The organism is Pirellulaceae bacterium, from assembly GCA_019636385.1.
Lineage (GTDB): Bacteria > Planctomycetota > Planctomycetia > Pirellulales > Pirellulaceae > Aureliella.
The window spans coordinates 65883-90916 of the sequence record JAHBXT010000003.1; the positions used below are offsets into that span (position 1 = coordinate 65883).

Here is a 25034-nt window from a genome sequence, read left to right on the forward strand (position 1 = left end):
CAGCGCAGGCTGCGTGTTGCGAACTGCGTTGTTGCCGTGCATGAAAAGACTCCGCACGGCGCATGGTAAAAGGTAGCGTTCCAATAGCTTCTTTTCAACCATCCACTGTAATGCTTTCTGGGGCAGGGCAGAATCCTGGTCAAAGTGATTTCCGATTATCTCGTTGAGGCAAACGCCGGGGGGGTGGCACCGGGGTTAACCGACCTCAGCACGGCCTGTGCAATCGGCATCCTGGCAACAGTCATCATATCTTGCCGAGGCCCATCGAATCCATGGATAGGGCGACGAACCAATGGTGGTTAATGTCGCCAAAATGGTGGGCAAACTAGTTGTCAACCGTCTAGCGTCGCGAGCTACCAATGTGCTGTCGACATAATGGCCTTAGCGGATCACTTGTTGGATTGCACCACTTGAGGCGTCGCAGACAGTTCAAATCGTAATTGGCCACCGCCAGCGATCTGGCTGTGTCGAAGCTGCGTGCCGGAGATGGTCTGCCCGTTGAGCGTGACTTTCCGAATATACATCGCATCTGGAGAATCGCGATCGACGATGATTTCCAGCGGACGGGAGCCGACCGACAAGTCGGCACGCGACCATAGCGGACTGGACAATTCGTAGCGATCTGTACCGGCAATGGGATACAGCCCTAGTGAACTCAGCACATACCACGCCGACAATGTGCCGCCGTCGTCATTGCCGTCTAGTCCATTTGGACCCACGCCATATTTGTGCTCGAGCACCCAGCGTACCCATTTCTGAGTCAGATCGGGGCGACCAGCGGCATTGAATAGGTAGGCAGCAAACAGATCAGGTTGATTGCCTTGCCAATAATAAGCGTTCGGTACGGCACCGACTTGGGTGGGAGAGCGCGTGAAAAACTCTTCCAATTGCGAGACGAACTGGTCACGACTTGAAAACAATTCGATGAGTCCTGAGGCATCGTGAGGAACCGCCCAGCGCCATTGCCACGCGCTGCCTTCCACGTAGGCTTTGGTGAATTTGCCGGCCAGGTCGGTATAGGTCAACATCAGCGGTCGGAAGTCAGCTTGAAATTCCCCCTGAGAGTCGCGAGCCTGAAAAAACTGCGTTTGCGGATTCCAGAGTTGGCGATAGGCCAGCGCGCGTTGGTCGAAACGTCGTGCGTCAGCAGATTTGCCGAGCGCCTCAGCCAAGCGGGCGATAGCGTAATCGGCATAACAATACTCCAAGGTCCGAGCGACCGATTCTCCCATGAGGTCGGAAGGGCAGTAACCGTATTGCAGATAGGCCTGAATACCCTCGCGGCCGGAGAAACGCGCGCCCGGAGGCGTTGGCTGGTCAGCAGTTCTTAATATGGCAGCGTAGGCAGCGTGCACGTCGAAATCGCGGATATTCTTGAGGTACGTTTCAGCGATCACCAAGTCGGCGGGTGTCCCAAACATCGAATTGGTGTATCCACTGCCTGATGGCCAACGCGGCAAGTAGCCGCCGTGTCGAGACATCTGAACCAGTGAAACCACCATGTCGCGTTGTTGTTGCTGGTACAGGAGTGTATACAGGGGATGCGTGGTTCGAAATGTATCCCACAGCGACATGTCGGTGTAGTAGTTGAAGCCGTCGGCCTGATGAACTTGTTTGTCAAATCCAAGATAGCTTCCATCCACATCACTGAAGGTTGTGGGCATATTGAGCGCGCGATAGAGGGCCGTGTAGTAGATCGTCTGCTGTTGATCGTTGCCACCTGCCACACGTCCTTTGGCTAGGTGTGTTTCCCAGGACTGGCCAGTCAAGCGCAAGACTTGGTCAAAGTCAGCCTGTCCGGCTTCAGCTTCAAGGTTTTGGCGAGCATTCTGGATACTGACAAAAGAAATTCCCATTTTCAGTTCAATACTTACAGGCTGTTCGCTCGACGCAAATTGCAGTTGGATACCTACGCTCTCGCCGTCGGTCTGCAATGGCTCAGGCAGCAGTTGCTGGCCGTCCCACAGCAGTTGCTTGGTGACCGCTCGATTGCAGCGGGCCACAAAATGGATTTTTGACCCACCGTACCGCGACGAGAAGGCGCCGAAGGTGCGTGCTGAGCCTTCTACTTCCATCCGGTCGGGTAGCCAGCGCACGGATGCCTCTGAGCATCTACCTTTGCCCAGCGCGCTGCTGACGTTGATTCGTAAATATGGAGTCTGTCCGGCGGGAAAAGTGTAGCGATGAACGCCAACCCGAGTTGAAGCGGTCAACTCGGCCAAAATCTTGGGTTCTGGCAACATTACTGCATAGTAGCCTGGAAAGGCCTGCTCTTGATCATGAGAAAACCGATAGCTGACGCCTTCGCGCAGCTCTGCATCTGTCAAGTTTGCGACGCTGGGTAACACAGAGCAATTGCCACCATCGATGGCACCAGTACCTACCAAACGCGTATGGCTAAACCCCAGTAGCTGCTGATCGCCATAGTAATAGCCCGACATGTTTGACGCCTTGGCGCCACGCGGGCTGATCGTGTCGGGGCTCAAGCGAACCATACCCAGCGGGGCCATCGCGCCGGGAAAGTTATTCCCGCACAAGAACGAAATGCCACCGGTGCCGATGAAGGGATCGACTTGGCTGGAAAGAGCTCCCGGCTGAGCCGGTGGTGGCCAGAGATCCGCAGCCCGACCACCGGAGTGGATCGCAATCAGGATTAAAAAACTAAAGCTCCGGAAGCACAGCCGCCATTTCAATTTTCGTGGCTTGGCGTGGCGCAGGCTTTCATTGAAATAAGAGAACGTCTGCTTGCGGGTAGCGTATGAATTTTGGGGCATCGACGTTGTTCGATTCCATGTAGTTAAGAGAAACATCAGCGAATGGGCTGCGTAGGATCCATGCGTTTTAAGTCTTGAGCAGTTGGCTGGCCCCCAAATTGTTGCCAATACCGTTCGGCAAAAGAATTCAGTCGTGGACCAATGGAATTTTCATTGACCAGCTGGGGAAGACATGCCTGCCACCACTCTTCAAACTGACCGCTCAACCGCAGCGCAACGTCTGGGTGTTGTTCGATGACGTTGTGTTGCTGCGCATAATCCGCCTGCAAATCAAACAATTGCCAAGCTGGGTGGGTAGCGCCGTCGGGGCTAACCAGTGACCATCGCGTCGTTCTAACCGCAGCCATTCTGTATTTCCCCTGACTGGGATCGGCCAATTTGGGCCAGCGACCAACATGCGTGAATAATGTACGGTCAGGCCAGGCGGCCTGTGGATCTCGTAACAGCGAGACTAGGCTGCGACCTTCAACTTGACGCTGAACCTGTTCTGTTATTTCGGCACCACCAAGGGTGGCGAGGGTTGGTAAGAAATCGATGTGTGCGGCGAGGGCCGTGCAGTCAGCAGGCTGAATCGTACCGGGCCAACGCCAAAAGCAACTCGACCGCGTGCCGCCCAGCCAGGCGCTGCCTTTGGCGCCGCGCATGCCAGCGTTGAATACTGTGTGTCCTAAAGCGGTGCCATTGTCATTGATGAAAATGACCAGCGTCTGCTGGGCAAGGTTCCATTGATCGAGTTGATCCAAGAGCCTGCCGATGTTTTGATCAATATTGTGAATCATGCCATAGAAGTGCGCCAGTGGCTCGCTGGGAGCTGCTGAACGATACAACTCGGCATCCTCTGGTCGCGCTGTATAGGGCGCGTGCGGCGCGTTGGTCGAGATATAAGCAAAAAAGGGTTGAGCGTTTTGTCGCTGCTGGTCGATCCAGGTAGTCGCCTGACGAAAAAAAACATCGGTGCAGAAACCGCTCGTTTGAACGAAGCGATCATTGTGCCAGATGAATGGATCAACATAGGTATTTCCGGGTGCATCGCCGCACGAACCCGGATAGGACTGGCCGATGCCTCCAGCACCATGGATAAATGTTTCTGAGAATCCACGTGCACTAGGCAGATAGTTATCTTCATCGCCCAAGTGCCATTTGCCAAAAATCCCCGTGGCGTAACCAGCAGATTGCAGTACTTGAGCCAATGTAATCGCCGACAGAGTCAACCGTTCACGCTCAGCAATGGTGTGCGTGACGCCGTTCTTGAACTCGTGACGTCCTGTCAGTAGCGCGCTGCGCGTAGGAGCACAGGTTGGACTGACGTGAAAATCGGTAAATCGCAGGCTCTGGTCACGCAAGCGGTCCAAGTGCTTGGTCTTGACGATCGGATTGCCATGCGCGGAAATATCGCCATACCCCTGATCGTCGGTGAGAAGCACAATGACATTGGGCCGGCTACCGGCAAGCCGATCTGCCGCGATTGCCGGGGCGGGCGCGACTTGCGCGAGCAGTACCCAGCCAAGTAAAAAGTACAAACGCACGCGAATTTTCTTCTGTAGTTAGGTGTAATGCCTCACACGGTCGGCTAGTATTATAACCAGGGATCACCCCAGGGATCACCCAGGCACGGGGGAGACGCACATGACAAAATGGCTTATCCTGCGACCTACTTTCGAGATCCCCATTGCCGTAACTCGTGAATTGGCGATGGAACGCCTTGAGCAACACTGTCGCAGTGTCGCCGAGCCCAAACGTTTCTTTGTTCATGGCGAATATGGTGAACTGCATTTGCCACCAGCCGAGCATCGGCTGTGGTCGCCGCATCTGTCGTTTTACGTTACCAGCAAGGGAGAGGCCACGAGAATCTGCGGCCGCTTTGCACCGCGGCTGGAAATATGGACATTAGTCTGGGTGTTGTATTTGGCGATGGCTTTCACAGCCTTTTTTAGCTTTATCATGGCCTATTCGCAATGGGCGATCGGCGAAGCAACTTGGTGGCATTGGACAGGGCTGATGGCCACGCTCGCAATCACCACCATCTATATGGTGGCACACTTGGGCCAACAGTGGAGTGCAGATCAGATGCAAGAACTCAGGGAATGGCTGGAACAAATACTTTGCAACGCAGGCCTTCAACAATCGAACGCTTAATTGGCAGTGTGGCCAGCAACGAATACATAGCCCGCCGGCACGACGCGCAAATCAATGCTCGGCTTTGAGGGGAAGCATCTTGCGCAGCTTGGTGCGAAACGCCACCGAGCGCTCGGACGCTTGGGCTGCAGATGGATCCGACTCGGCAGACAGGCTTGCACCGCTGGCGATCAATCCGCAGATTTGTCCATGATCGTTGATGCCGTAAGCCATGCCAAAAGGGATCTCTGAAAACTCAAGTGCGGTGACTTTTCCAGCCGCATCCCACAGGCACGGTTGCGGGCCCCCATCGGGTCCTACCGGATCATCGCTCCAACCGACGATCTGAGCATTCTCGTTGATCCCGCGAGCCTCGCCACCAGCGTCACCCGGCAGAAGTTCTAGCATTTGCAAGTCTCCTGAAGGCAGCACTAGGCAGGGCTGGCGATACTGGCCGTCCAAAAGTGAGCCAACGACTTCACCCCGATTGTTGATGTCGGTGACATACATTTGTTGCTGGTGCAATAAGCGTTGTTGCCATTTGCCATCAGATTGCCTCCAGACGTACAAATCGCTATCGATGCTGGAATCAAAAACCTCATGGGTGCAGCAGCCAGCCAGCCAACGGCCGTCGGGCGATATTCGTAGCGAGCTAGACATCAAATAGGGATTGAATTCGGCTCTAGTTGGCAAAACTTCGATTTGCCACTGGTCCGCTTGCGAGTTCCGTGTCCAGATTGCAGGTCGCAGACGCTCAGGCCCAGTGGTGTAGCCGGTTATACGACTACCATCGGAACAAATATCCTGAGCATGGCAGGCGCTATCACCTTCGGCGCAAGGTAGGAGGGTTACATGATCTTGCGCAATCTCCCAAATCAGGGCGCGCAGGCTACCACGGCTATCGCCGACCGGTCGAGTGGCGTAGCCCACTACCACGCCGTTATCGCTCAGCGCGCAGGCCTCGACATTTGTAAATCCCGCAGGAATCGGCATGTCCGTGCACCGACGATCGTCACAAAAAAAATATTGCATTCTAAAGATCGCAGCATCAATATCGGTGACCTCACGGCTACCAATAACAGCCCCCGACACGCTAATGGCCAATGCCTGAGACAACGTCGGGGAGTTGGGGAGCACTTGCAATTGGTGCTGCCCATGTGCAACGTCTAACCACGGCGAATCTTCCGCAAGTGCTGTCGTCGAACCAACATGCTGCACTCCGCCGCTCAAATAAACGAGACTTATCAATAGCCAAATTCGGACAGGATTCATCGCTCAACTTTCTGATTCTGCTAGCAATATTGAGTATAAGTCTGCCTTGAATCAGCCAGCGGCATTCCGTATCCTCCGCCAAACGCCTTTTGGCCCTGCATCTCAATCTTAACTTGCAATCCAAATGCAGCCAGCCGATGGTTGCCAGAATTCCAGCAACCAGGATACGGAAAATCCACATGGGTCGATCCTTAGCAAATGTCACGCCGCAGCACATTCTGCTGGTTCAGACCGGCTCGGTGCGCGATATTTTGACGACAATACCGTTAGCTGTGGATATCAAGAGCTTGTGGCCGGAGTCGCACGTCAGTTGGCTGGTGCAATGCGAGGTTCGCGATTGGTTGGCAGAGCATCCTGGTGTGGACGAGATTATTGACATCCAGCGCGGTTGGCTGCGGCGACCGCGAACCTGGAGTCAATTGCGGGCTCAGTTGAAGCAGCATCATTTTGAGATCGCCTTCGATGCGCAAGGCCTGACCAAAAGCGCGGCGATTGGATTTCTGCTGGGCGTCAAGACGCGGATCGGATTTGACTGGTCGTATGCTCGCGAGATCGGCCCCTGGCTGGCCACGCGCCGAATTTCGGCCATGCATCGGCATCGTATTGACGTATTGCGCCAATTGCTAGACCCTTGGCGTGAGACTCTTCCGCAGCAAGGTCAGTTTCTGATGCCCTGCTTCGAGTCTGCGGCGGAGAGCGCTCTATGCAAGCTGACAGACATAGGCATTGATCCGCGTGATCCTTGGATCGCAATTCAGCCTAGTGCCGTGTGGCATACTGCAGTGTGGCCGGTGGAACGGTTCAGCGCAGTCGTACGCCATTTGTACCGTCAGTTCGCCATTCCGGCTATCGTCCTGTGGACAAACGAACACGAGCGCTTGGTAGCCCAAGTGGTAGCGGAAGATTCCAAAGGTGCGGCCCGCGTCGCGCCAGCTACTTCGATGGTTGAATTGATCGAAATGATTCGACTTTCGCGAATGCTGCTGACCGGTGACAGTGTGGCTTTGGATATTTCTAGTGCCGTCAACATACCTTGCATAAGCTTGCATGGTCCAACTTGGGCCGATGAAGTTGGACCCTATGGTAACATCCACTGGGCCATACAAAGTCCGCTGCCGAATCTGGCCAAGCGGATGGTACGTCGCGGTCCCAATACGGCCATGCGGGCGATAGAGGTCGAAGAGGTCACGTATCATGCAGACAAGCTATTGCGCCGGCTGCTGGGGCCCGACAAGCTATCACGTCTTGGTGGATCGAACGCTGCTTGACGTTTGCTGTTACTAGCTCTTACTTTTCTGCCAAAAGTTCAGCCACGAACTCGATGAGCCGGAATGTGCTGCCGATGCGGCCTCAGCAGATTCCTCCGCTGGTCCGCTGGTCAGAAGCGATGCCAGACTCTGGATGGCTTGAGTAATTGGAGCCTTCGGGGCTTGATCTAGGAGCGGAATGCCGTTGTTGCGTACTTCAACCATCGTCCGGTAATCATTCGGGATTTGGAAGAAGATATCGCGACCAATCGTTTCCTTAGCCTTTTTGAGTTTGATCTGGCCACTTTCCAGTCCCACCCGATTCACAACGATTTTCAATTTCTCGCGCAGGCCTTCGACCTGATCGAACGACATTTGCAAACGAACCAAGTTTCTCAGGCACGGCAAATCCAACTGGACAACGACCAGCACATCCGTGGCAAACTCGAAAGCGGCCTGGTCAACAGGCGTAAAGCCTTTGGATGTGTCGATCAAGATATGAGTAAACGTCGCCTTCAACAGGCCAAACACGCGCCTGAGTGAATCCGGCGTGATCATTTCAACTTCTTGTAGTTGGACGGGCCGCGGCAGTAGATACAGCCCCGAACTATGCTTGGTCAACGATCGCTTTAGCAGTTGAAAATCCAGTCTAGAAATATTCTGCGTCACGTCGATCAAGCTATATTCAGGAATTGAATCCAGGAATACATCGGCATCGCCAATCGCCAGGTCCAAATCCACCAGTGCTACCGTGTTTTCAGGATTGGTGGCTAACATGCATCCCAGATTGACAGCTAGGCTCGTGCAACCGACTCCACCCGAGGCACCGCAGATCGCGATAATCTGCGACGATCGAGCCCTGCCTGATGTACCGCCAAACTTCGCTGCTGCAATCCGCTCTAATGCCCCAACCATGTCTTCCAGGCCAACAGGGCTGGTTAAAAACTCACGAGCACCAGCCCGCATCGCCTGCAAAATTAACTGACCATCGGTACTGCGGCTGACCGCCAGAGAACAGCAGGTTGGCGCATCGCTGCGCACTCGATTCAGTACCGAGATGGCCTTATCCGAATCAGCATCCAGATTGACAACGCACACATCTGGTGTCGATTGAGCGATGACGTCTGAAAAGAATTCATAGCGCGAACACTCGGCGTCCAACCAGACCATGTCTAGACCGAGAAGCATCTTCTTGATGGCTTCGCGTGACGAGTCGATGGGGTCTAATAATGCTAAACGTAGTACCGTGCTCATGCAATCTTGCCTTAAGGGGCCTATCTGAAGCTACCAGGCTGTGGAGCAGCAGCGGTTTGTTGCCCGGGTGCAGGCGCTATCATTTGGCCGCTGTCTGCCAACATTGGAGCGTTTGGACCAACGCTTATCGCCGCTGGTCGTGGCGGTAGCATCTGAGACTGGGTGTGGCTGATCGTCGGATTTGAGGTTGAAGACGCTGGCTGACCATGCATGTCCACTGGCTGAATTTCTTGCGGGCCAAACCCCAACTCGCAGTGGTTCGAAACCGGAACTTCGATGTACCCCTTTAGATACAGTTCCTTATCATTCGGGCTATCTGAGTGCATTCCGGGGATCGTTCTAGGAACTTGATGTGGATCCATCGGGCCGGCAAAGTCCGGAGTCACGGTTATCAGCAATTCAATTTCATTTTGTTCTTCCCGAACTTTTCTGAACAATGCTCCTAAGTAGGGCACATCGCCCAAGCCAGGTATCCCGGTGTTGATGACCTCTGTGCGCACCTGCAGTAGTCCACCCAGGGCCAACGTTTGGCCAGCGTTTAACTCAACACCTGTTTCGAGGAATCGGCTGCGTAGACCAGGTACCGAAATCCCCGAGACGGTCACGCTACGGCTAGGATCAAGCTCGCTGACATACGGGCGAACTTCCAAATAGATTTTGCCGTTACCTAGAACCTTGGCTACGTAATCCAAGCGTGTGCCGAATTCGCGGAATTGCACCGTGACCTGCCCCAATCCGCTGGGGACCACTATCGGGATTTCACCACCCACGTTGAAACTGGCCGGACGTCCATCAACGGCGGTCAGCGTTGGACTAGCGAGAACTTTGATGAGGTTATTGCGTTTTAGCGCTTCCAGATTCATCGTGGCCAAGGTAGCACCGTCCACAACCGTCCAGCCAAACGTCTTGCCAAGCGTCGTGGCACCAATGGATGATTCCACTAAGTTGGTGCCGCTTTCGCTCAATGCCCAGTCAACGCCGAGCGTTCGCAGTTTTGTCCGTGATATTTCCATGACCTGCGTTTGCAACTGGATCGTATGGATGCCAGTTACCGTTACGCGGTTGATCACGTTGGGGAAGTATTGCTGAGCGATCAGCGTCAGAGTATCAACATCCGCAGAATTGCTGACAAAGCCGTTGACGATGATACCCTGCGCGATAGGCGTCAACTCTAAAGTGGCTTGGGGAAAGGTGCGACGAAGAATAGTTTCTAATTCGCGTACATCGCCCATGACCATGACTTCCACGGTCGCTACCGATTCATCAGCACCCAATAAGTCAACTTGGGTCACTCCCGTGCGCACTGCGGAAACCTGAAGACGATTGCCGCCTTCCAAGGGAATCGCTTTAATCACTTCCGGATTCTGAATGCGCACGCGACGAAAAGGATGCTCAGCTACGATCTCGCGGCTAGTATTGACTATCATCTCCAACAGCTGGCGATTGCCGTTGGTAGTGACATTCAGCGCTGAATTGGCAAGTCCCCATTGACTGGTCAATGACGGTTGCGCATGAGCTGTAGCCTGCGTGCCGAGCATACTGTAGGCGCAGGCCAGGATGGCCAGCACATACAAGCGAATACTTCCGCATAGCGGATTGGGTTTTGCACCGACAGTCATTGGCCGACATCCTTGTTCGCTAAATCCTTCGGCTAGCAGGCATCCATGCCTAATTCGGCCGAGGACTGACCGTCCATCGTATATTTACTTACTAGTTGCGCTCGGCGCTGGCTTGATTCCCGTCGCGGGGCTCGTGCTTTCTGGTTGCGGATCAGAACCGGCGTCAGGAGCTGTGGGACCGGGATTGGCCGGAGTCGACGGAGTCGCAGAAGGATAATTCGGCGTATAACCGCCATAACCTGAACTTGATCCCCAGGGATTGCTAGGAATTTTCTGGGCTTGGGCTTCAGAAGATTCCTTGATCTCGCGTGGCAGTTCGTTGTCGCTGTATTCCCAGCGCGAGTATCCTAGCGGAGTAATGATGACCATTTCGCTTTTGGCCTTGGGCGGTGCTACCGGTAGGTTTGGCGTTGAGACCAAGATGGGCGGAGAGGTGGCCATGACCAGCGAGTCGGCCTCCGATGCAGCTTTGTTCTCTTCAGCCCAGGATATGAAAGATTCACCATCGTCACCCAGGTCTTTGACATTTCCGTCACCGCCCAACGGGCGCAGATTTAATTCTAGCTTTCCAATGTTGTTGGCTAGCAACAAAGCTTGATGCTGCGTCTGCTTGATCAGCAATTGGAAGGTCGTGTTCCGTCCACCTTTGTCCTTATTCTCAAAATCGCGGTTACTGTCGCCGTTGATTGCGAACACTTGCACGCCTTTGAGTACCGTGCGTATCTCAGGCTTCTTCATGTTGCCCACAGTGAAGGTGCCGGTGATGTCAACGATGTCGCCAGGCTTAATATAGTTGTTGTCAAAAACGATATCGAAAAGCGTATGCCCGGCAGGAATCTGTGTCGATAAACTGCTATTTGAATCTGCTAGCTTGGGCTGCAGAATTGGCTCACCGGGGAAAATCCCTTGTCGTGCGAACTTTCCTTCGATGCCTTCCAATTTGGAAATGGCGCCCTCTGGAATCCTTGATTTCGGCCATTTCTCCAGCTTGATCTTATCGGCAGTAATTTGACTGGCCGTCTTAATCTCTCGAGTCGCGATAAAGATATCGGCCGTCGATTCGCTTTGAGGCGGGCCATCCTTTTCCATCATGGTCTTACTAACCGCCACAGCGGCGACCATCCCGCAGCCAAGAGCAACAGCCAACAAAAGTACAGGTTTAGCTCGCATTGCCAAATGCGCCTTTTTGATTTAGGTTTGCAGTCAGTCGCATCCAATCGACTCGCATGACAGCAACAGTAATGCCCGCAAAGTCATTTTTTGGGCGATAGTAATCTGCGTCAGTCCGTGACGGCCATGTAATGCATTCATTGGCATGTTGGGCTTGAATTTTTGAGGGTTTTTGGGATGCCCCCGCCATACAACCCAATCGGCAAGAACTACGTACACCTCCCGGTGGCCCCAATCCTGCCAGTCGTCACTGTGCGGTCTGCTACTGTGCAGCGCACAATCTCAGTCATCGACAAATTGACGCATCGCAAAGAGTGTTTTGAGAAAAATCGAACGGAAGGACATTCGATGTTGGTAGCCAGCCAGCGTGCTCGTCACTGGCGGACGAGCCATTGGCAATTCAGAATGGATGCGTTCCGCGATGGTTTACAGCAGACCGGCGAATGCAAAGTAACCTATGGCTGCAATGGTCATCGGGATGCCATACGGCAATAATCTCATTCGCGGCTTGCGCTCCTGGGATATCTCGTACAGTTTGTCAGCATCGCGTACGGTGACGATCTCGCGGAGAATACTTTGAGCTTGAGTATAATGCTTCAACCACTGGCCACTGACCGCGATCTGAATGATTGCCATCACTGCACCGACGATCGTAGTCGCTACAAAGATGTACCAGGTGTGCTCAATATGCACAAACGCTGCAATGCCTGCCAACAGTTTGACGTCGCCGGCTCCCATCCCGCCGATCAGATGCAGACCGAACAGCAGAAACAGACCAAAAAATGTAGCCAGCAGACTCCACCCCAAGCCTGCCCAACCGCCAATCCACGCGCTGTACATCCAGCCGCATACAATGAGTGGATAGGTGATCTTGTTTGGTACTTTTAAGTACAACCCATCAATTACCGCCGCCACAACGAGTGTGACCGAGACGGTCCACATGACCCAGTTTTCTACAACCTGTCTGGCGAAACTATCCATGATTCTTTCCCGTATTCATTCAAGTGTATTAGAGCTGGCGACCGGTTATCGTAGGTTGATGAGCCAGACCAAGGCGCTTGCCAAAATTGTCCCGGCAAAACACGCCAATTCCCACATGCCCGATATCGACTCAACTGGCAACAGATAGGGTGACATGATTCAATAGATTCCGTCAGTGAAAATTCTTGAGTGGTTGGTCAAGTCCCAGCATTAGGTTGTCGAGCTAATTCAAGGCTGACAAACATGGCCGGGTAATTGCGATGGCTGAAATCGCAATTACCGTAGCCTTGTTTGTAATGGTAACCGAGCAGAGTAACCTGCCGTTCATGTGCCTAACAGGCTGGGAGAACTTAGTTTCCAAGCGAGTTGGCAACGGTCTGGAACTGCGTGTTTGCTCGAGTGCCGATCTGAGTGACGGCTCCGATGCAAACGACGACGATCAGAGCCAGCATCACCGCGTATTCAACTGCGGTAGGGCCGTCTTCCGATTTCAGGAAACGCTGCAACTTCATGGCGAAATTCTTCATGACAACTCTCCGTTAGGGATGCGCCCGGGATGCGGGCAACCTGTGAAACAGAGTTCTTTGACGGATCGCGAAATCGCCACTTCTGATCCCTCTGCGAACTCAAACCGCAATTCCCACTGGAACTGCATAGGAAACCTAGGTCAGAAAACGGCTGAGTCAAATTGTGCGACCAACTTGACCGAATAATTGAGAAGAATTCCCCCAGAGCGACACATTTCCAGGACGGGAAATCCTGGCCTGAGCCTCAAAATCGTTAGCATCCCTAGGCAGCTACCGTACCTAAAGCCAGGACAAAAATTGCCCCGTCAAATACAGGCTTGGTACAATGGGTGTAGAGAATAACTTTTGCTAAGAGCGTGCCGTCCCAATCAACCTGAAAAAATGCAGTGCCAGAACCTGTGATCGTCAGTACCCCTACGCTCGTCACAAACAGCGATTCGTCGGCTGAATCTGAACGGATGCAGGAACTTCGACCGTTTGACCCGACCGGTGCAGGGATGGTTTATTCAGTTCTGGGAGGTCGTCGGCTAGCTCTGTTTGTCAGCCTAGTTGTGCATGGAGGCCTGTTGCTAATGCTGGCTGCCGCGCCGGCAGTTATACATTCCAATTCGCTCCCCAACTTCTTAGTCGCCGTGCCACTTGAACCGATCGAAGAGTTTCGATTGATCGACCAAGTGGCCCCAGCCGACATAACCTCAGTCGAAATTGGTGCCGGTAGCGCGGGATCAGAAAGTCAGACTGCCATGAGCACTGCACCCGTCTTGGCAGAATTACCGGTGCTGACATCGAACCTCGATCAACCTTTGGTCTCCAATGCAACGCATGCCAGCCAAACCGCTTTAGAAATCGCCGTTGGGCTGGTTCGCGTTCCTTCAGTCGTCAAAGGTCAGGACGGTGTCAGCCTAACAGGAACGAGCGGCGCCGTAGATCGAATCACTTACGAAATCTTGCGCTCGATGGAAGTATCGCCAACGTTGGTCCTATGGCTATTCGACCAAAGCGGTAGTTTGACCCGACAGCGTGCCGAGATTAGCGAGCGTTTCGAGCGTATCTATCAGGAGCTAGGGATGGTTACTCAGTCGCGGAACGCCGCTAATGCGCAGCTCTCTGAGCAGCGATTATTGTCGGCTATCATCGCCTTTGGACAATCGGTGTCGCTGCTGACCCCCAAGCCGACGGCTGACCTCGCCGAACTGCGCAATGCCATCGACTCGATCGAAAATGATCCGTCTGGCATCGAGCGAGTCTTTTCCGCAGTGCTGAGTAGCGTGGATCACTTCAAGTCTTTTACGCGTTCCAGCGGCAATCGGGGGCCCGCCCGCAACATCATGGCGATTATCGTCACTGATGAACGTGGCGATGATGACGATCAGTTGGAAGCGGCCATTCAACAGTGCCGCAAGTTCGCTGTCGTCGTACATGTGCTCGGCGTTCCCGCTCCATTTGGCCGGCAAACGACCTACGTCAAGTACATCGATCCCGACACTCGCTACGATCAGACCCCCCAATGGGGACAGGTGGATCAAGGCCCCGAGTCCGTGATGCCCGAACGCGTTCGATTGGGATATGCTGACGACGTATTGAACGAACCGGTAATCGATGCCGGGTTCGGCCCCTATGCGCTCAGCCGCTTAGCCTACGAATCCGGCGGACTGTACTTTAACATTCATCCCAATCGTCGCATCGGCCGGCGAGTGGGCCGGAATGAAACGTCGGCTTTCGCAGCCCATATCGAATACTTCTTTGATCCAGAAGTCATGCTCAAGTATCGGCCAGACTATGTTTCCCACTCTGAGTACCTACGGACCACTCAGTCCAGTCCGTTGCGTTGGTCGTTAATTCAGGCGGCACAGTTGGCACAGGCGCGGGTGTTAGGGGAGGTCACTACCAGGTTCGTGCGCCGCGATGAAGCCACCTTGGTTGCCGGCCTGGCTGCGGCTCAACAATCGGCCGCACGTGTGGCACCAGAGCTCGAACGCTTAGTCGAAATTCTGAAGTCGGGTCAAGCGGGTCGTGATCGAGAGATCTCTGTGCGTTGGGTCGCCGGTTTTGATCTTGCACTGGGAACCGTTTTGGCTCATCACGTGCGTGCCGAGTCGTACAATGAGATGTTAGCGGCAGCGCGCCGTGGACTCAACTTTGAAAACCCGCGCAACAATACTTGGGTGCTAGAACCCGCCAACCAAGTTTCCACCAGCATTCGGCTAGACAAGGACGCTCAGCGGGCACGTGAATTATTGCGCGAGGTGGCGGCTCAACATCGCGGGACGCCCTGGGGCTGGTTGGCAGAACAGGAATTGGCACACCCCATAGGATGGCGTTGGACAGAAGATTACACTGATCTGAATCCGGTCCCAGCGGAAGCCATGATTCCCAACATCATCCTACCGCCCATGGATGATCAGCGTCGTAGTCTCGCACCTTCGCCTCCTACCCGCCCATTGCCAAAGCTGTAAGCCCTCACCAGCCGCCTCTTCCACTTGCCTGCCCTTTCCATCAGATTGAAGCCGCTCGATGGTAGTTCATTTTACAAGCATCGACTGGATTGTTCTGGCCGTCTACTTTGTGGGAGTCATGCTGCTGGGCTTCTCGTTTTATTGGCGCAGCCGGGCGTCGGCTGACCAGTTCACGGCAGGCGGCAGGACGTTGCCAGGTTGGTTGGTGGGACTGTCGATCTTTGCAACGTATTTAAGCAGTATCAGTTACTTGGCCTTGCCAGGCAAATCGTTTGCCACGAATTGGAACTACTTTTTCTTCAGCCTGGGCCTGCCCATTGCTGCTTTGTTTGCCTCATGGTATTTCCTGCCGATGTATCGCGCCCAAGGGGAGGTGTCGGCCTACGCACTGCTGGAACGTCGATTTGGACGCTGGGCTAGAATCTACGCCAGCACGTTCTATTTGATATTCCAAATTGCTCGCATCGGATTTGTGATGTATCTGATGGCCCTACCCATGTCCGTAATTTTTGGCTGGGACATCATGGTCAATCTGCTTATTACTGGCACCGTCGTGACGCTGTACTCACTGGTTGGCGGCATTGTGGCAGTGATCTGGGCCGATGCTATTCAGGCGATTGTTCTCCTGCTAGGAGCATTGATTGCAGTGCTGGTTATCATGCTGGGAATGCCCGAAGGTCCGCGACAAGTTTTTGACTTGGGGATCGAGCACCACAAGTTTTCTCCAGGCAGCTTGTCCTTGCTCAGCCTGTCGCAAACGACCGTGTGGTTGCTAGTGGCCTATGGAGTCTTCGAAAATCTTAAGAACTTTGGCATCGATCAAAGCTATATCCAGCGCTACATCGCGGCTAAGAGCCAATCCGAGGCCCAGCGTGCGTTATGGCTCAGCGCCTGGATGTATGTGCCGGTCAGCGCGTTGTTCTTCTTCATCGGCAGCTCGCTGTTTGCCTTCTACCAAACGCAGCCCGCTGAGAAACAAGAAGTCCGCCGCATTGTAGCGCACCAACGCCTGATGCAGCAAGGGATTGACGCAGGCTGGTCCGAGCAAAGTGCCGGTAGCTGGAAATGGTCCGACGATTACGAGCAGCAGGTTGAGAGCTTGGCCTCAGAATTGAACGACAGTGACATTGCCGATCGCGTCTTTCCACACTTTATCGCTGCGCATTTGCCAGTCGGTGTCACCGGGTTACTGGTCGCAGCCATCTTCGCCGCCGGCATGAGCACCGTTTCGACCTCTTTGAATTCTTCAGCGACTTTAGTGATGTACGATTTTTATCGGCCGTTGGTACCCAAGGCTGGCGAACGTCAAATGGTCCGTGTTCTGTATGCAGCCACACTGGTATGGGGAATTTTGGGTACTGGCACGTCTCTGGCGCTGATTCCGCTGACTCAAACCGTGCTTGATGTATGGTGGAAAGTCTCCAGCGTGCTGGGCAGCGGCTTGCTTGGATTGTTCTTGCTGGGCGTGTTGTGCCCAGCCGCCAACAGCCGCCATGCGGTCCTATCCATCGTGTTCGGATCCCTGGTTATCGCTTGGATGATCGTGTCACCCACGCAAAGCTGGCCACCATCGCTGGATCGGCTGCGGAGCCCATTTCACGAGTACCTCGTAATTGTGGTCGGCACTCTGTCGATCGTCGGCTGCGGATTTGTACTCAGTAGATTCGGAAAAGCGTCCAATCGCCATGGCGGGCAGTCATGACGCTGGCTGCTGAAAGTAGCGCTCGAACTCCAGTTCGACGATGGGTGGTATGGCCGATTTGCATGCTGGCCGTCGCATCTGCCATTGCGATTGCCGCAGGTGTGACGCTGGGACGCCAGGGAGCTGAAAAGGCACTGACGCAATTGATGATGCCGGTTGGATTGAGTTGGCTGGGGCTGACGGCGTGGGTCGTGTTGGGCTGGACAATGCAAGGTATCTCTGGACGCTGGCCTGCGCTCATCGCATGGCTGTTGCTGACTGTTTGCGGTACCAGTCCACTGCCTAATTGGTGCCTAGGGCACCTGGAAAACCAGGTAGTCGCTTATCGACCCGGACGCGACGCTCCGCTTGATGTACTGATCGTCTTAGGAGGTGGAACGCGCACCGGTCCAAGCCGCTCGGAAATTTCAGATTCAGGTGACCGTGTGGTCTATGCCGCTCAGTTGTATCTCCAAGGCCATACACGCCGGTTGATCACCACGGGATCGGCAACCGCCAGCGCTGTCCCCGGTGACCTCAGCCCCACTCAACAGACCCTGGAGATCTGGCAGGCGTTAGGAATACCCGACAACGCAATCTCCGCGCTGCCAGGGCGGAATACGTATGAGGAGATTCAAAGTCTGCGAGCAACCCCAGAGTTATGGAATGGCCAGCGTGTCGGTGTTTTAACGAGTGCGGCACATTTGCCGCGAGCGCTTCGACTGGCAGCACGAGCTGGTCTTTCAGACCTTATTCCCGTAGCTGCCAGCCATCGTGGCGATAGCCGTGGATTGTCAGTCCTGTCCTTCGTCCCTTCGGCTTCTAACTTAGAAAAAATGGCCGCCTGCCAGCACGAATGGATGGGTTGGCTTGTCGGCCGTTAGTCGGCAGCGATGCGCCCCAGGTATTCGTTGCTGCCTGTGACGGCAAAGAAATTGCGAGCATGTGTGATGAACGAAGATAAGCCAAAACTGCAGACCACTGGTCGTCTAATTTTCGATATTCATTTGGACTTGGCCATGAATGCGCTGGAATGGAATCGGGACTTGCGCTGGTCGCAAGAACGGCTTCGACGCTCCGAACACATTGCCGTCATGGCTTCCGGTAGGCAAGATCGCCCGGATCGCACCCAGAACACCGTGTGCTTTCCAGAAATGCGACGTGGGCGTGTCGGTCTGTGCGTAGCGACGCAGATTGCGCGTGTAGCCAGCGAGTATCACACGTTGCCTGGCTGGCGTTCGGCGCATCAAGCTTGGGCGCACACGCAGGGACAACTGGCCTGGTACCGAGCCATGGAAGAGGACGGGCAATTGCTTCAGATTCGCGATTGTGCTCAGTTAGACCAACACGTTCAACTGTGGTTGGACGCTCCTGAGGACGATCCAAATTGGTACGTCGGCGACTCGCGCCGGCCGCCCACCCAGCGGCCAATCGGATATGTGTTGAGTCTGGAGGGGGCCGATTCAATTATTGACTTGGACTATTTGCATCGCAGCTATGCCGCAGGTCTGCGGGCGCTGGGTCCAGCACACTATGGCCCCGGCCGCTACGCGCTGGGAACCGATTGCACCGGTCCGCTATCGCACACAGGCCGGGAACTGATTCGCGAAATGCAGCAACTGCGGTTGATTCTGGATGTGACGCATCTGTGCGACGAAACCTTTTGGCAAGTGATTGAATCGTACGAGGGGCCGGTGTGGGCCAGTCATCAGAATTGCCGCCGCCTGGCACCTTGGAATCGTCAGTTTGCTGACGATCAAATCCGGGCTGTCATCCAGCGCGGCGGTGTGTTGGGAATGGCCTTCGACGCAATCATGATGGTCCCCGGCTGGCGGCACCTGAAGAGTCGGCCGCTAGATTTTGATTTGAAGCTCGAACGCATCTGTAGCCACATCGATCACATCTGTGACATCGCCGGCAACGCCGAACACGTATGCATCGGCTCCGACCTCGACGGCGGCTACGGATCCGAACAAACCCCTATGGACTTGGATTCGATCGCCGATTTGCAGAAGCTGCCCGAGCTTTTGAGGCAGCGCGGTTATAGCGAAGACGATATTGAAGGTGTTCTCTGGCGTAACGCTGTCAATTTTCTGCGGTCGGCGTGGAGCTAATGTACCGATTGCCTGCCTCCCCAGCAGCAACGTGCGGACCCCCATGCCGAAAGATCGCTGGCTCGGTTGGGACCCTGCATTTGATTGCAGCCTCTCTCAGGGACTGCGATCAAAGCATCGCTTTTGGTTATTCTCTGGCTAAACCGTACAGATGCTGCGGCGGTGCAAACAGACAGCAGCGATGGTTAAACAGATCGTAGCAACAGCCAATAGCAAACCGATATCGCTCCATGGGAAGGCGGCTTGTTGGATGATCAGAGCTGGCCGATAGTAGTGCAGCACGCTGAACATGGCCAGGGTTGGGCCGGGTAGTGGGGAATTCGGTGCGATGGACAGTGGCCCAAACGGAGCAACAGATTGAGCTTGTTCGGGTTGAAAAGGATCCCAAAACTGTGCCACGAAATTGATCAAGAACGACACCAGCAGCACCGCGAATATGACGCCCATCGCCCGACCGCGACGATCGCTAACAGCCGCAACCATGAAGGAAAATCCGCCAACCGCTAAATACAGTGTCAATAGATTCAGCATCACATAGCCGCTGATGTTCAGTGGTGGTCGCATGTCGGGTGCCAGATAGATGGAGGCGATGAGATGTCCGATGTAGCCGCTGGCCAGAATTACAACCCCTGTCGCCAGCCAACCGATGATTTCACTTATAAACAGCAGACCACGCGAGACAGGCAATCCCAACAAGAAGTCGATGGTACCGCGATCCACTTCCCCAGCCGGCGTGCGCGTGCAATAAATGACCTCATGTGCCCAAATGGCCGTTAGCAATGTCGGATGCACCCACAGAAAAGCCTGAGTCATAGTGCCAGTCAGATTCTTGCCAGGATCAACTCCCAAGAGTGCTGTTAGCAATGGGCGAATCAGGGGCAATCGATCGAACAGGTGATGGATGTCCCCAAGCACCTTGGGCAGCAGCGCGGTTAACAATCCCATGATAATCGCTAGTCCGACGCTGAAAATCAGCAGTTGCCAGCGAACCTCAAAGAATATCTTCCAGAGCAAGCCGCGCATGGTAAACGTTACTCCCGAGGCGTCTCATAATAGCTATGGAACAACGCTTCCAACGAAGGCGGACTGATCGACAGGTCCACGAATGGTTGTGACGCGGCCCACTTGAAAAACTCGGGGGATGGCCCCAGCCATTGCGCTTGGACTGTTCCCTCGGCAATACTGCGCACGTCTAGCCCTTGGGGCCATGAAATGTTGGCCGATGATCCAGCGGCCAGCACAATCTGTACGCTCCGTGGCGCTCGCTGCTTGAGTGATGCTAGCGGCTCGTCGACCACAATTCTGCCCTGGCGGATCATGGCCACACGATGACACATCTCTTCCACCTCGCTCAGCGTGTGGCTGGAAAACAACACCGTTGCACCGTCGTTCACGCAACTGCGAAGCTGCTGCATCAAATTGGCCTGCATTAGTGGATCCAGGCCAGAAGTTGGCTCGTCTAATACAACGACTCGTGGTCGATGAGCCAGCGCCAGAATTAGCGATAACTTTTGGCGATTGCCTCGCGACATTTTGCGTACCGGCAAATCCGGCTCCAACGCAAACACATCGCACAGCTCTAACCCGCGCTGCATCACCTCGCGTTGACGAATGCGACCGACGATTTTCAACCCTCGCCGCGCAGTAAACCATGGATAAAGACGCACGTCGCCCGGAACATAGCCTACATCGTGTTTGATCTGCGGGCTCGACCGCCAACAATCATGCCCCTGAATTCTCGCAGTTCCGGTATCGGGTCGCAGAAAACCCAGCAGGATGCGCAACGTGGTGCTCTTGCCAGCTCCGTTGGGCCCCAGAAAACCGAAAATTTGCCCTTCGTCAATTTTTAGGCTGACATCCTCTATGCCACGACGACGGCCGTAGTAGCGTCCCAGGTGACAGGTTTCGATGATTGGCATGATGCAAGCCGGCCCGGCCTTCTGGCCACGATCACGTCGGCCAAACGGCTATTTCTGCGGCTGTGGAGACTGAGCTACCATCTCCAAAATGTTCTCAATCAAAATTTCGCCCGTCATTTCACCTAAACTGGTGCGTGAGACATAGTCGTAGCGCGGAAAGCTTCCAAAGTCGACTTTCGTAAGAATGTAACCAAAGGCATCGTTGGCCAAGCCCAACAACATCTGATGCTGGCCGTTCATCTTGCGCTTCAAATAGAATCCGATATTCGGTAGCGCTTCACCGGGGATCGTCGCAATTTGTGTGTCGCCCAGATTGATTAAGCTGACAGGTACGTTGACCGAGCGGTCCTGACGATTAGGATCGTGATTCAGCGGCGAGTGCACGAATACTTGCCACAACAAATCGGAATCCACAGGGAATCGTACCGAGCGCGTCTGGCAGACGACTGCGGGATTCTTCTGGGCCGGTGTATCGCCCAACAGCCGCTGAGCTTCACTGGCCATTAAGTTCCCGATCCGCAAGCATTCTTCCCAGGTACGGTCGTCGTGCCAGTAGGCTCTTTGCGGATCGCTGGGCCGGTCTAATGCACGATTATCAGCAGTCACCATCCCCCCCTGCGCACCGTTGAAAAACACGCCCAGGCCTCCCAAGTCTGACTCGAGCTTGTCGCACAAGGGGCCGATAGCATCGGGGCTGACGATACCGACTTCGTTGCCCAGGACTTCAGGGTGAATGGCATAGTTGACCAGTGTAAAAATCGTTGTGCCATCCGGAGTTTGCGCTTGCAGGATGTTCATTCGGCGGTCATAGAGGTCTGGAGCATAATAGTTGTAGGCAATTTTTCCTTTGGCCACGCCGCTGGCCGAGCGTAACACAGCGGGTTGTAACGAGTCCACAGCATCTTGAATGGCCGCAGCTGCTTGATCGACCACCAAGTCGATGTACTTCAGGTCTCCCGTATGTCCACCTTTGCCATCCGGGAAGGCATAAGCGTCAGGGGCGCTGTGGGTGTGCGTCGAGGCCACGATAATGTTTTCCTTGGGCACTCCCTGTACTTTGGCGCGGACTCGCTCGCATAATACCGACGGAAATCCCAGCAGGTCCAGGCAGCACATGGCTACTTTTGTTTCGCCATTAGCAAACGCCACCGCGCGCGCGGTCAGCTCGCCGCGCGCTTCCTTGGCCATTCGAGGTGCCCCCATGCCGCCCGATACACCAACCGGCAGCTTGGGCTGAATCGACTTCTTGGCTGCACCCGCAGTAAACTGTGCAGACGCCCCCTGGCTGTTTACGACAACGATAGCCAGAGCCACAATAGCCAGCCGACACTGAGAATTCAACGCGATCATGATTGGTACTCGCACAGGTATTACAGCGATTCAGGTTCCACCGGCTGCTCACGAACCTACGCCAGCAGCCATTGCAAATCGCCCTTAGAATAGATCGACTCGCCACCCCCGGCAAGCAGCCATTGCCCCTCGCAGTAGATTCCAGCGCGATGGGCCGACCGCCCCACCAGTAAAATCCGGCGTTTGCCCCAAGCCCGTCCGCCCGCTCTGGCTATGTTCCCGTCGAAGGTTGGCTCTGGTCGCTATCAGGGTTGGCTAAGGTAATTGAACGGGCTTCGAGCGGGGTGTCGCTGGCGTTCTTGTCTTTGGTGGGCAGGATAGTGCCGGGTTTGACACGCGGGCCGGTCAGCGATTCGTCGATGATCTTTAGCAGTTCCATCGAATCCATCACTTCGATCTCCAACAGTCGCTGCGTAATACTTTCAAGCGCAATGCGACGCTCCAATAGAATTTGTCGGGCGCGCTGCGTCATGTCGTCGATGATACGGTCCACCTCTTCGTCGATCTCGCGCGCGGTTTGCTCGCTGTGATCGCGACCATAGCTCTCTACGCCACGAGCCCCCAGGAATGGACTACGGCCACTTTCGCGATAGTTAACGCGCCCCAACCGGCTCATGCCGAACTCCATGACCATGCTGCGTGCAATGGCGGTGGCACGCTCTAAATCGTTTTGCGCTCCAGTACTTATGTCCTTGAGCACAATCTCTTCGGCCAACGTACCGGCCAACAGCACCTGCATCTGCGTTTCCAGTTCGGCCTGGGTCATCAAATAGCGATCGCCTTCGGGACGCTGTAGCGTGTAGCCCAGAGCAGCTAGTCCCCGTGGAATAATCGAGACCTTATGCACCGGATCGGTATTGGGCAGCGAGCAGGCAACTAGCGCATGAGCGGCCTCGTGATAGGCGACGCGCAGTTTCTCATCATCGTCCATGACGCGACGCTTCTTTTCGAGTCCAGCCGTGACGCGCTCGATGCCTTCTTCAAACTCTTCTTGACCGACGGTGTTTTTGCCTTTGCGGGCCGCAAGCAGCGCGGCTTCGTTGACCAAGTTAGCCAAGTCGGCACCACAGAAACCACTGGTCATCGATGCGATACCCAGCAAATTGACGTTTGAGCCAAGTTTGACCGTCTTGACGTGGACCTTCAAAATCTCCTCTCGACCAGACTTGTCAGGGCGATCGACGAGCACAGTTCTGTCGAAGCGGCCAGGACGCAACAGCGCTGAATCCAGCGTTTCGGGACGGTTGGTAGCCGCAACCACGATGATGCCACTGTTAGAATCAAACCCGTCCATCTCCACCAGCAGTGCGTTGAGCGTCTGTTCGCGTTCGTCATGCACTCCGACAACCGAATTGCTACGGCTCTTGCCAAGAGCATCCAGTTCGTCGATAAAGATGATGCAGGGACTCTTGGCGCTAGCCTGCTGGAACATGTCACGCACTCGGGCAGCTCCAACGCCCACAAACATCTCTACAAAATCGCTGCCGGATAGACTGAAGTATGGTACGCCAGCTTCTCCGGCAATCGCCTTGGCCAACAAAGTCTTGCCAGTGCCCGGAGGTCCAACCAACAGCACGCCTTTGGGGATGCGTCCACCGAGTCGTTGATACTTTTCAGGATATTTCAAGAAGTCGACGATCTCGCGAACCTCTTCTACCGCCTCGTCAACGCCAGCTACATCGTCAAACGTAATGCCGATATCATCTTGAGCGTACAGCTTACCGCGTGATCGACCAAAGGACATTGGCGACCCCACACCGCTCAAGCGGCGCATGACGAAGGTCAACAGCAAAAACGAAGCGCCTAAGAAAATCAGCAGCGAACCGTATTTGTCAAACCAAGAGTCGCGTTGCGAGTGATCCCAATTGACGTTGCTGGCTACCAGCAAATTGGTCATCTGCTCGGCGGCTTGTTCAGATTTGTCTCGATTGACTCGAAAGCGGACTGCCATGGGCTGCGATTCTGGCTCTTTGGCGTCCAGATTGCGCCGCAACAACTTGCCCTCAATCGAGGCCTCATGAAGCTGTACATCGTTTATTCCGGACAGTTCTATCTGCCCACCATCGGCTTGCTGGATGATAATCCGGCCGCTCTTGCCTTCGCGTAGCGTCGTAGTGTTACCACGCTCGGCGTAGCTGGTCTCCTCCAGCAACCGAACCAAGTCTGGGTAGCGCAGGCGATAAATGCTGCTATTGACAACGTAGGCACCGACCACGAACAGGACAACAGCCGTCAAAATGATGTACCAAACCCAGTTGTTGGCTTTGGAATCGTCCTTGCGGTCCTGCGAGTCGCTCATCAGATACTGAACCTTTGTATAGTCAATTGGGGTTCAAACGGGCGTGTCCCATTTGAGGCTTTCTCACTAGAGTATACGAGATTGGTCTGAATTGGCACTTGGGTCGTGGCGATGCGCCGAAAATGGACTTACGGCAACGCGGTTTGTATTGCCCGCTCTAATTGCAATCACTATACCAATCGCATCGAGTAAGACGGATTGCCGATCTGTCCAATTTAACTCGCTTGATTGGTCATTAGATTTAAAAAAGAGACGC

18 protein-coding genes are annotated in these 25034 nt (G+C 54.5%); 6 read left to right on the plus strand and 12 right to left on the minus strand.

Translation table 11 applies throughout. The features are described from left to right. Nucleotides 1-389: 389 nt before the first annotated feature. Together KF752_11030 and KF752_11035 are read right to left on the minus strand one after the other, a co-directional pair. The gene (locus tag KF752_11030; protein ID MBX3422075.1) at nt 390-2774 is read right to left on the minus strand and encodes a GH92 family glycosyl hydrolase; all 2385 of its coding nucleotides are present in this window, start codon (nt 2772-2774) and stop codon (nt 390-392) included. Nucleotides 2775-2809: 35 nt separating this feature from the next. Further along, nucleotides 2810-4300, minus strand: a complete 1491-nt coding sequence (locus KF752_11035; protein ID MBX3422076.1) for an arylsulfatase — start codon at nt 4298-4300, stop codon at nt 2810-2812. Between the two features lie 100 nt (nt 4301-4400). On the opposite strand from KF752_11035, the gene KF752_11040 reads away from it, so the two are divergent. Further along, nucleotides 4401-4910, plus strand: a complete 510-nt coding sequence (locus KF752_11040) for a hypothetical protein (protein ID MBX3422077.1) — start codon at nt 4401-4403, stop codon at nt 4908-4910. 51 nt (nt 4911-4961) lie between these two features. On the opposite strand, the gene KF752_11045 is transcribed toward KF752_11040, so the two are convergent. Continuing rightward, on the minus strand, nt 4962-6161 hold the full coding sequence (locus KF752_11045) for a hypothetical protein (protein MBX3422078.1): 1200 nt from the start codon (nt 6159-6161) through the stop codon (nt 4962-4964). A gap of 179 nt (nt 6162-6340) precedes the next feature. On the opposite strand from KF752_11045, the gene KF752_11050 reads away from it, so the two are divergent. Next, nucleotides 6341-7429, plus strand: coding sequence for a glycosyltransferase family 9 protein (locus KF752_11050; protein MBX3422079.1), 1089 nt, complete (start codon nt 6341-6343; stop codon nt 7427-7429). 12 nt (nt 7430-7441) lie between these two features. On the opposite strand, the gene KF752_11055 is transcribed toward KF752_11050, so the two are convergent. The 5 genes from KF752_11055 to KF752_11075 form a co-directional block, all read right to left on the minus strand. Beyond that, on the minus strand, nt 7442-8662 hold the full coding sequence (locus tag KF752_11055; protein MBX3422080.1) for a MinD/ParA family protein: 1221 nt from the start codon (nt 8660-8662) through the stop codon (nt 7442-7444). Nucleotides 8663-8682: 20 nt separating this feature from the next. Continuing rightward, on the minus strand, nt 8683-10281 hold the full coding sequence (locus KF752_11060) for a pilus assembly protein N-terminal domain-containing protein (GenBank protein MBX3422081.1): 1599 nt from the start codon (nt 10279-10281) through the stop codon (nt 8683-8685). Between the two features lie 84 nt (nt 10282-10365). Then, nucleotides 10366-11451: a Flp pilus assembly protein CpaB gene (cpaB, locus tag KF752_11065; protein ID MBX3422082.1), complete on the minus strand. Its 1086-nt coding sequence runs from the start codon at nt 11449-11451 to the stop codon at nt 10366-10368. A gap of 426 nt (nt 11452-11877) precedes the next feature. After that, nucleotides 11878-12432: a prepilin peptidase gene (locus KF752_11070; GenBank protein ID MBX3422083.1), complete on the minus strand. Its 555-nt coding sequence runs from the start codon at nt 12430-12432 to the stop codon at nt 11878-11880. Nucleotides 12433-12782: 350 nt separating this feature from the next. Beyond that, entirely contained in the window at nt 12783-12959 is a 177-nt protein-coding gene (locus KF752_11075; protein ID MBX3422084.1) for a Flp family type IVb pilin, read from the minus strand. Between the two features lie 458 nt (nt 12960-13417). Here KF752_11075 and KF752_11080 point away from each other — a divergent pair, with 458 nt between their 5' ends. The 4 genes from KF752_11080 to KF752_11095 all read left to right on the plus strand — a co-directional run bounded on the left by KF752_11080 (nt 13418) and on the right by KF752_11095 (nt 19210). Then, nucleotides 13418-15415, plus strand: coding sequence for a VWA domain-containing protein (locus tag KF752_11080; protein ID MBX3422085.1), 1998 nt, complete (start codon nt 13418-13420; stop codon nt 15413-15415). Between the two features lie 58 nt (nt 15416-15473). Further along, nucleotides 15474-17117 carry a sodium:solute symporter gene (locus tag KF752_11085; GenBank protein ID MBX3422086.1) on the plus strand — a complete coding sequence of 548 codons (1644 nt, stop codon included), beginning with the start codon at nt 15474-15476 and terminating at the stop codon, nt 17115-17117. Beyond that, nucleotides 17114-17980: a YdcF family protein gene (locus KF752_11090; protein MBX3422087.1), complete on the plus strand. Its 867-nt coding sequence runs from the start codon at nt 17114-17116 to the stop codon at nt 17978-17980. The genes KF752_11085 and KF752_11090 overlap by 4 nt, the downstream gene beginning before the upstream one ends. A gap of 66 nt (nt 17981-18046) precedes the next feature. After that, nucleotides 18047-19210, plus strand: coding sequence for a dipeptidase (locus KF752_11095; protein ID MBX3422088.1), 1164 nt, complete (start codon nt 18047-18049; stop codon nt 19208-19210). A gap of 138 nt (nt 19211-19348) precedes the next feature. Here KF752_11095 and KF752_11100 read toward each other — a convergent pair whose 3' ends face one another. From KF752_11100 to ftsH, 4 genes are all read right to left on the minus strand, one after another. Further along, the gene (locus KF752_11100) at nt 19349-20233 is read right to left on the minus strand and encodes an ABC transporter permease subunit (GenBank protein ID MBX3422089.1); all 885 of its coding nucleotides are present in this window, start codon (nt 20231-20233) and stop codon (nt 19349-19351) included. Between the two features lie 8 nt (nt 20234-20241). Continuing rightward, the gene (locus tag KF752_11105) at nt 20242-21129 is read right to left on the minus strand and encodes an ABC transporter ATP-binding protein (protein ID MBX3422090.1); all 888 of its coding nucleotides are present in this window, start codon (nt 21127-21129) and stop codon (nt 20242-20244) included. Between the two features lie 48 nt (nt 21130-21177). Continuing rightward, nucleotides 21178-22479, minus strand: coding sequence for a hypothetical protein (locus KF752_11110; GenBank protein ID MBX3422091.1), 1302 nt, complete (start codon nt 22477-22479; stop codon nt 21178-21180). Nucleotides 22480-22690: 211 nt separating this feature from the next. Then, a complete protein-coding gene (gene ftsH, locus KF752_11115; GenBank protein ID MBX3422092.1) occupies nt 22691-24778 on the minus strand; it encodes an ATP-dependent zinc metalloprotease FtsH in 2088 nt (695 codons plus the stop codon). Between the last annotated feature and the right edge of the window lie 256 nt (nt 24779-25034).

What these genes read in the sequence shown, in the direction of transcription:
- KF752_11090 (MBX3422087.1), top strand. Translation starts at nt 17,114, where the DNA reads ATGACGCTGGCTGCTGAAAGTAGCGCTCGAACTCCAGTTCGACGATGG.
- KF752_11080 (MBX3422085.1), top strand. Translation starts at nt 13,418, where the DNA reads ATGCAGGAACTTCGACCGTTTGACCCGACCGGTGCAGGGATGGTTTAT.
- KF752_11095 (MBX3422088.1), top strand. Translation starts at nt 18,047, where the DNA reads ATGAACGAAGATAAGCCAAAACTGCAGACCACTGGTCGTCTAATTTTC.
- KF752_11070 (MBX3422083.1), bottom strand. Translation starts at nt 12,432, where the DNA reads ATGGATAGTTTCGCCAGACAGGTTGTAGAAAACTGGGTCATGTGGACC.
- KF752_11045 (MBX3422078.1), bottom strand. Translation starts at nt 6,161, where the DNA reads ATGAATCCTGTCCGAATTTGGCTATTGATAAGTCTCGTTTATTTGAGC.
- KF752_11040 (MBX3422077.1), top strand. Translation starts at nt 4,401, where the DNA reads ATGACAAAATGGCTTATCCTGCGACCTACTTTCGAGATCCCCATTGCC.
- KF752_11050 (MBX3422079.1), top strand. Translation starts at nt 6,341, where the DNA reads ATGGGTCGATCCTTAGCAAATGTCACGCCGCAGCACATTCTGCTGGTT.
- KF752_11055 (MBX3422080.1), bottom strand. Translation starts at nt 8,662, where the DNA reads ATGAGCACGGTACTACGTTTAGCATTATTAGACCCCATCGACTCGTCA.
- KF752_11060 (MBX3422081.1), bottom strand. Translation starts at nt 10,281, where the DNA reads ATGACTGTCGGTGCAAAACCCAATCCGCTATGCGGAAGTATTCGCTTG.
- ftsH (MBX3422092.1), bottom strand. Translation starts at nt 24,778, where the DNA reads ATGAGCGACTCGCAGGACCGCAAGGACGATTCCAAAGCCAACAACTGG.
- KF752_11075 (MBX3422084.1), bottom strand. Translation starts at nt 12,959, where the DNA reads ATGAAGAATTTCGCCATGAAGTTGCAGCGTTTCCTGAAATCGGAAGAC.
- KF752_11100 (MBX3422089.1), bottom strand. Translation starts at nt 20,233, where the DNA reads ATGCGCGGCTTGCTCTGGAAGATATTCTTTGAGGTTCGCTGGCAACTG.
- KF752_11110 (MBX3422091.1), bottom strand. Translation starts at nt 22,479, where the DNA reads ATGATCGCGTTGAATTCTCAGTGTCGGCTGGCTATTGTGGCTCTGGCT.
- KF752_11105 (MBX3422090.1), bottom strand. Translation starts at nt 21,129, where the DNA reads ATGCCAATCATCGAAACCTGTCACCTGGGACGCTACTACGGCCGTCGT.
- KF752_11030 (MBX3422075.1), bottom strand. Translation starts at nt 2,774, where the DNA reads ATGCCCCAAAATTCATACGCTACCCGCAAGCAGACGTTCTCTTATTTC.
- cpaB (MBX3422082.1), bottom strand. Translation starts at nt 11,451, where the DNA reads ATGCGAGCTAAACCTGTACTTTTGTTGGCTGTTGCTCTTGGCTGCGGG.
- KF752_11085 (MBX3422086.1), top strand. Translation starts at nt 15,474, where the DNA reads ATGGTAGTTCATTTTACAAGCATCGACTGGATTGTTCTGGCCGTCTAC.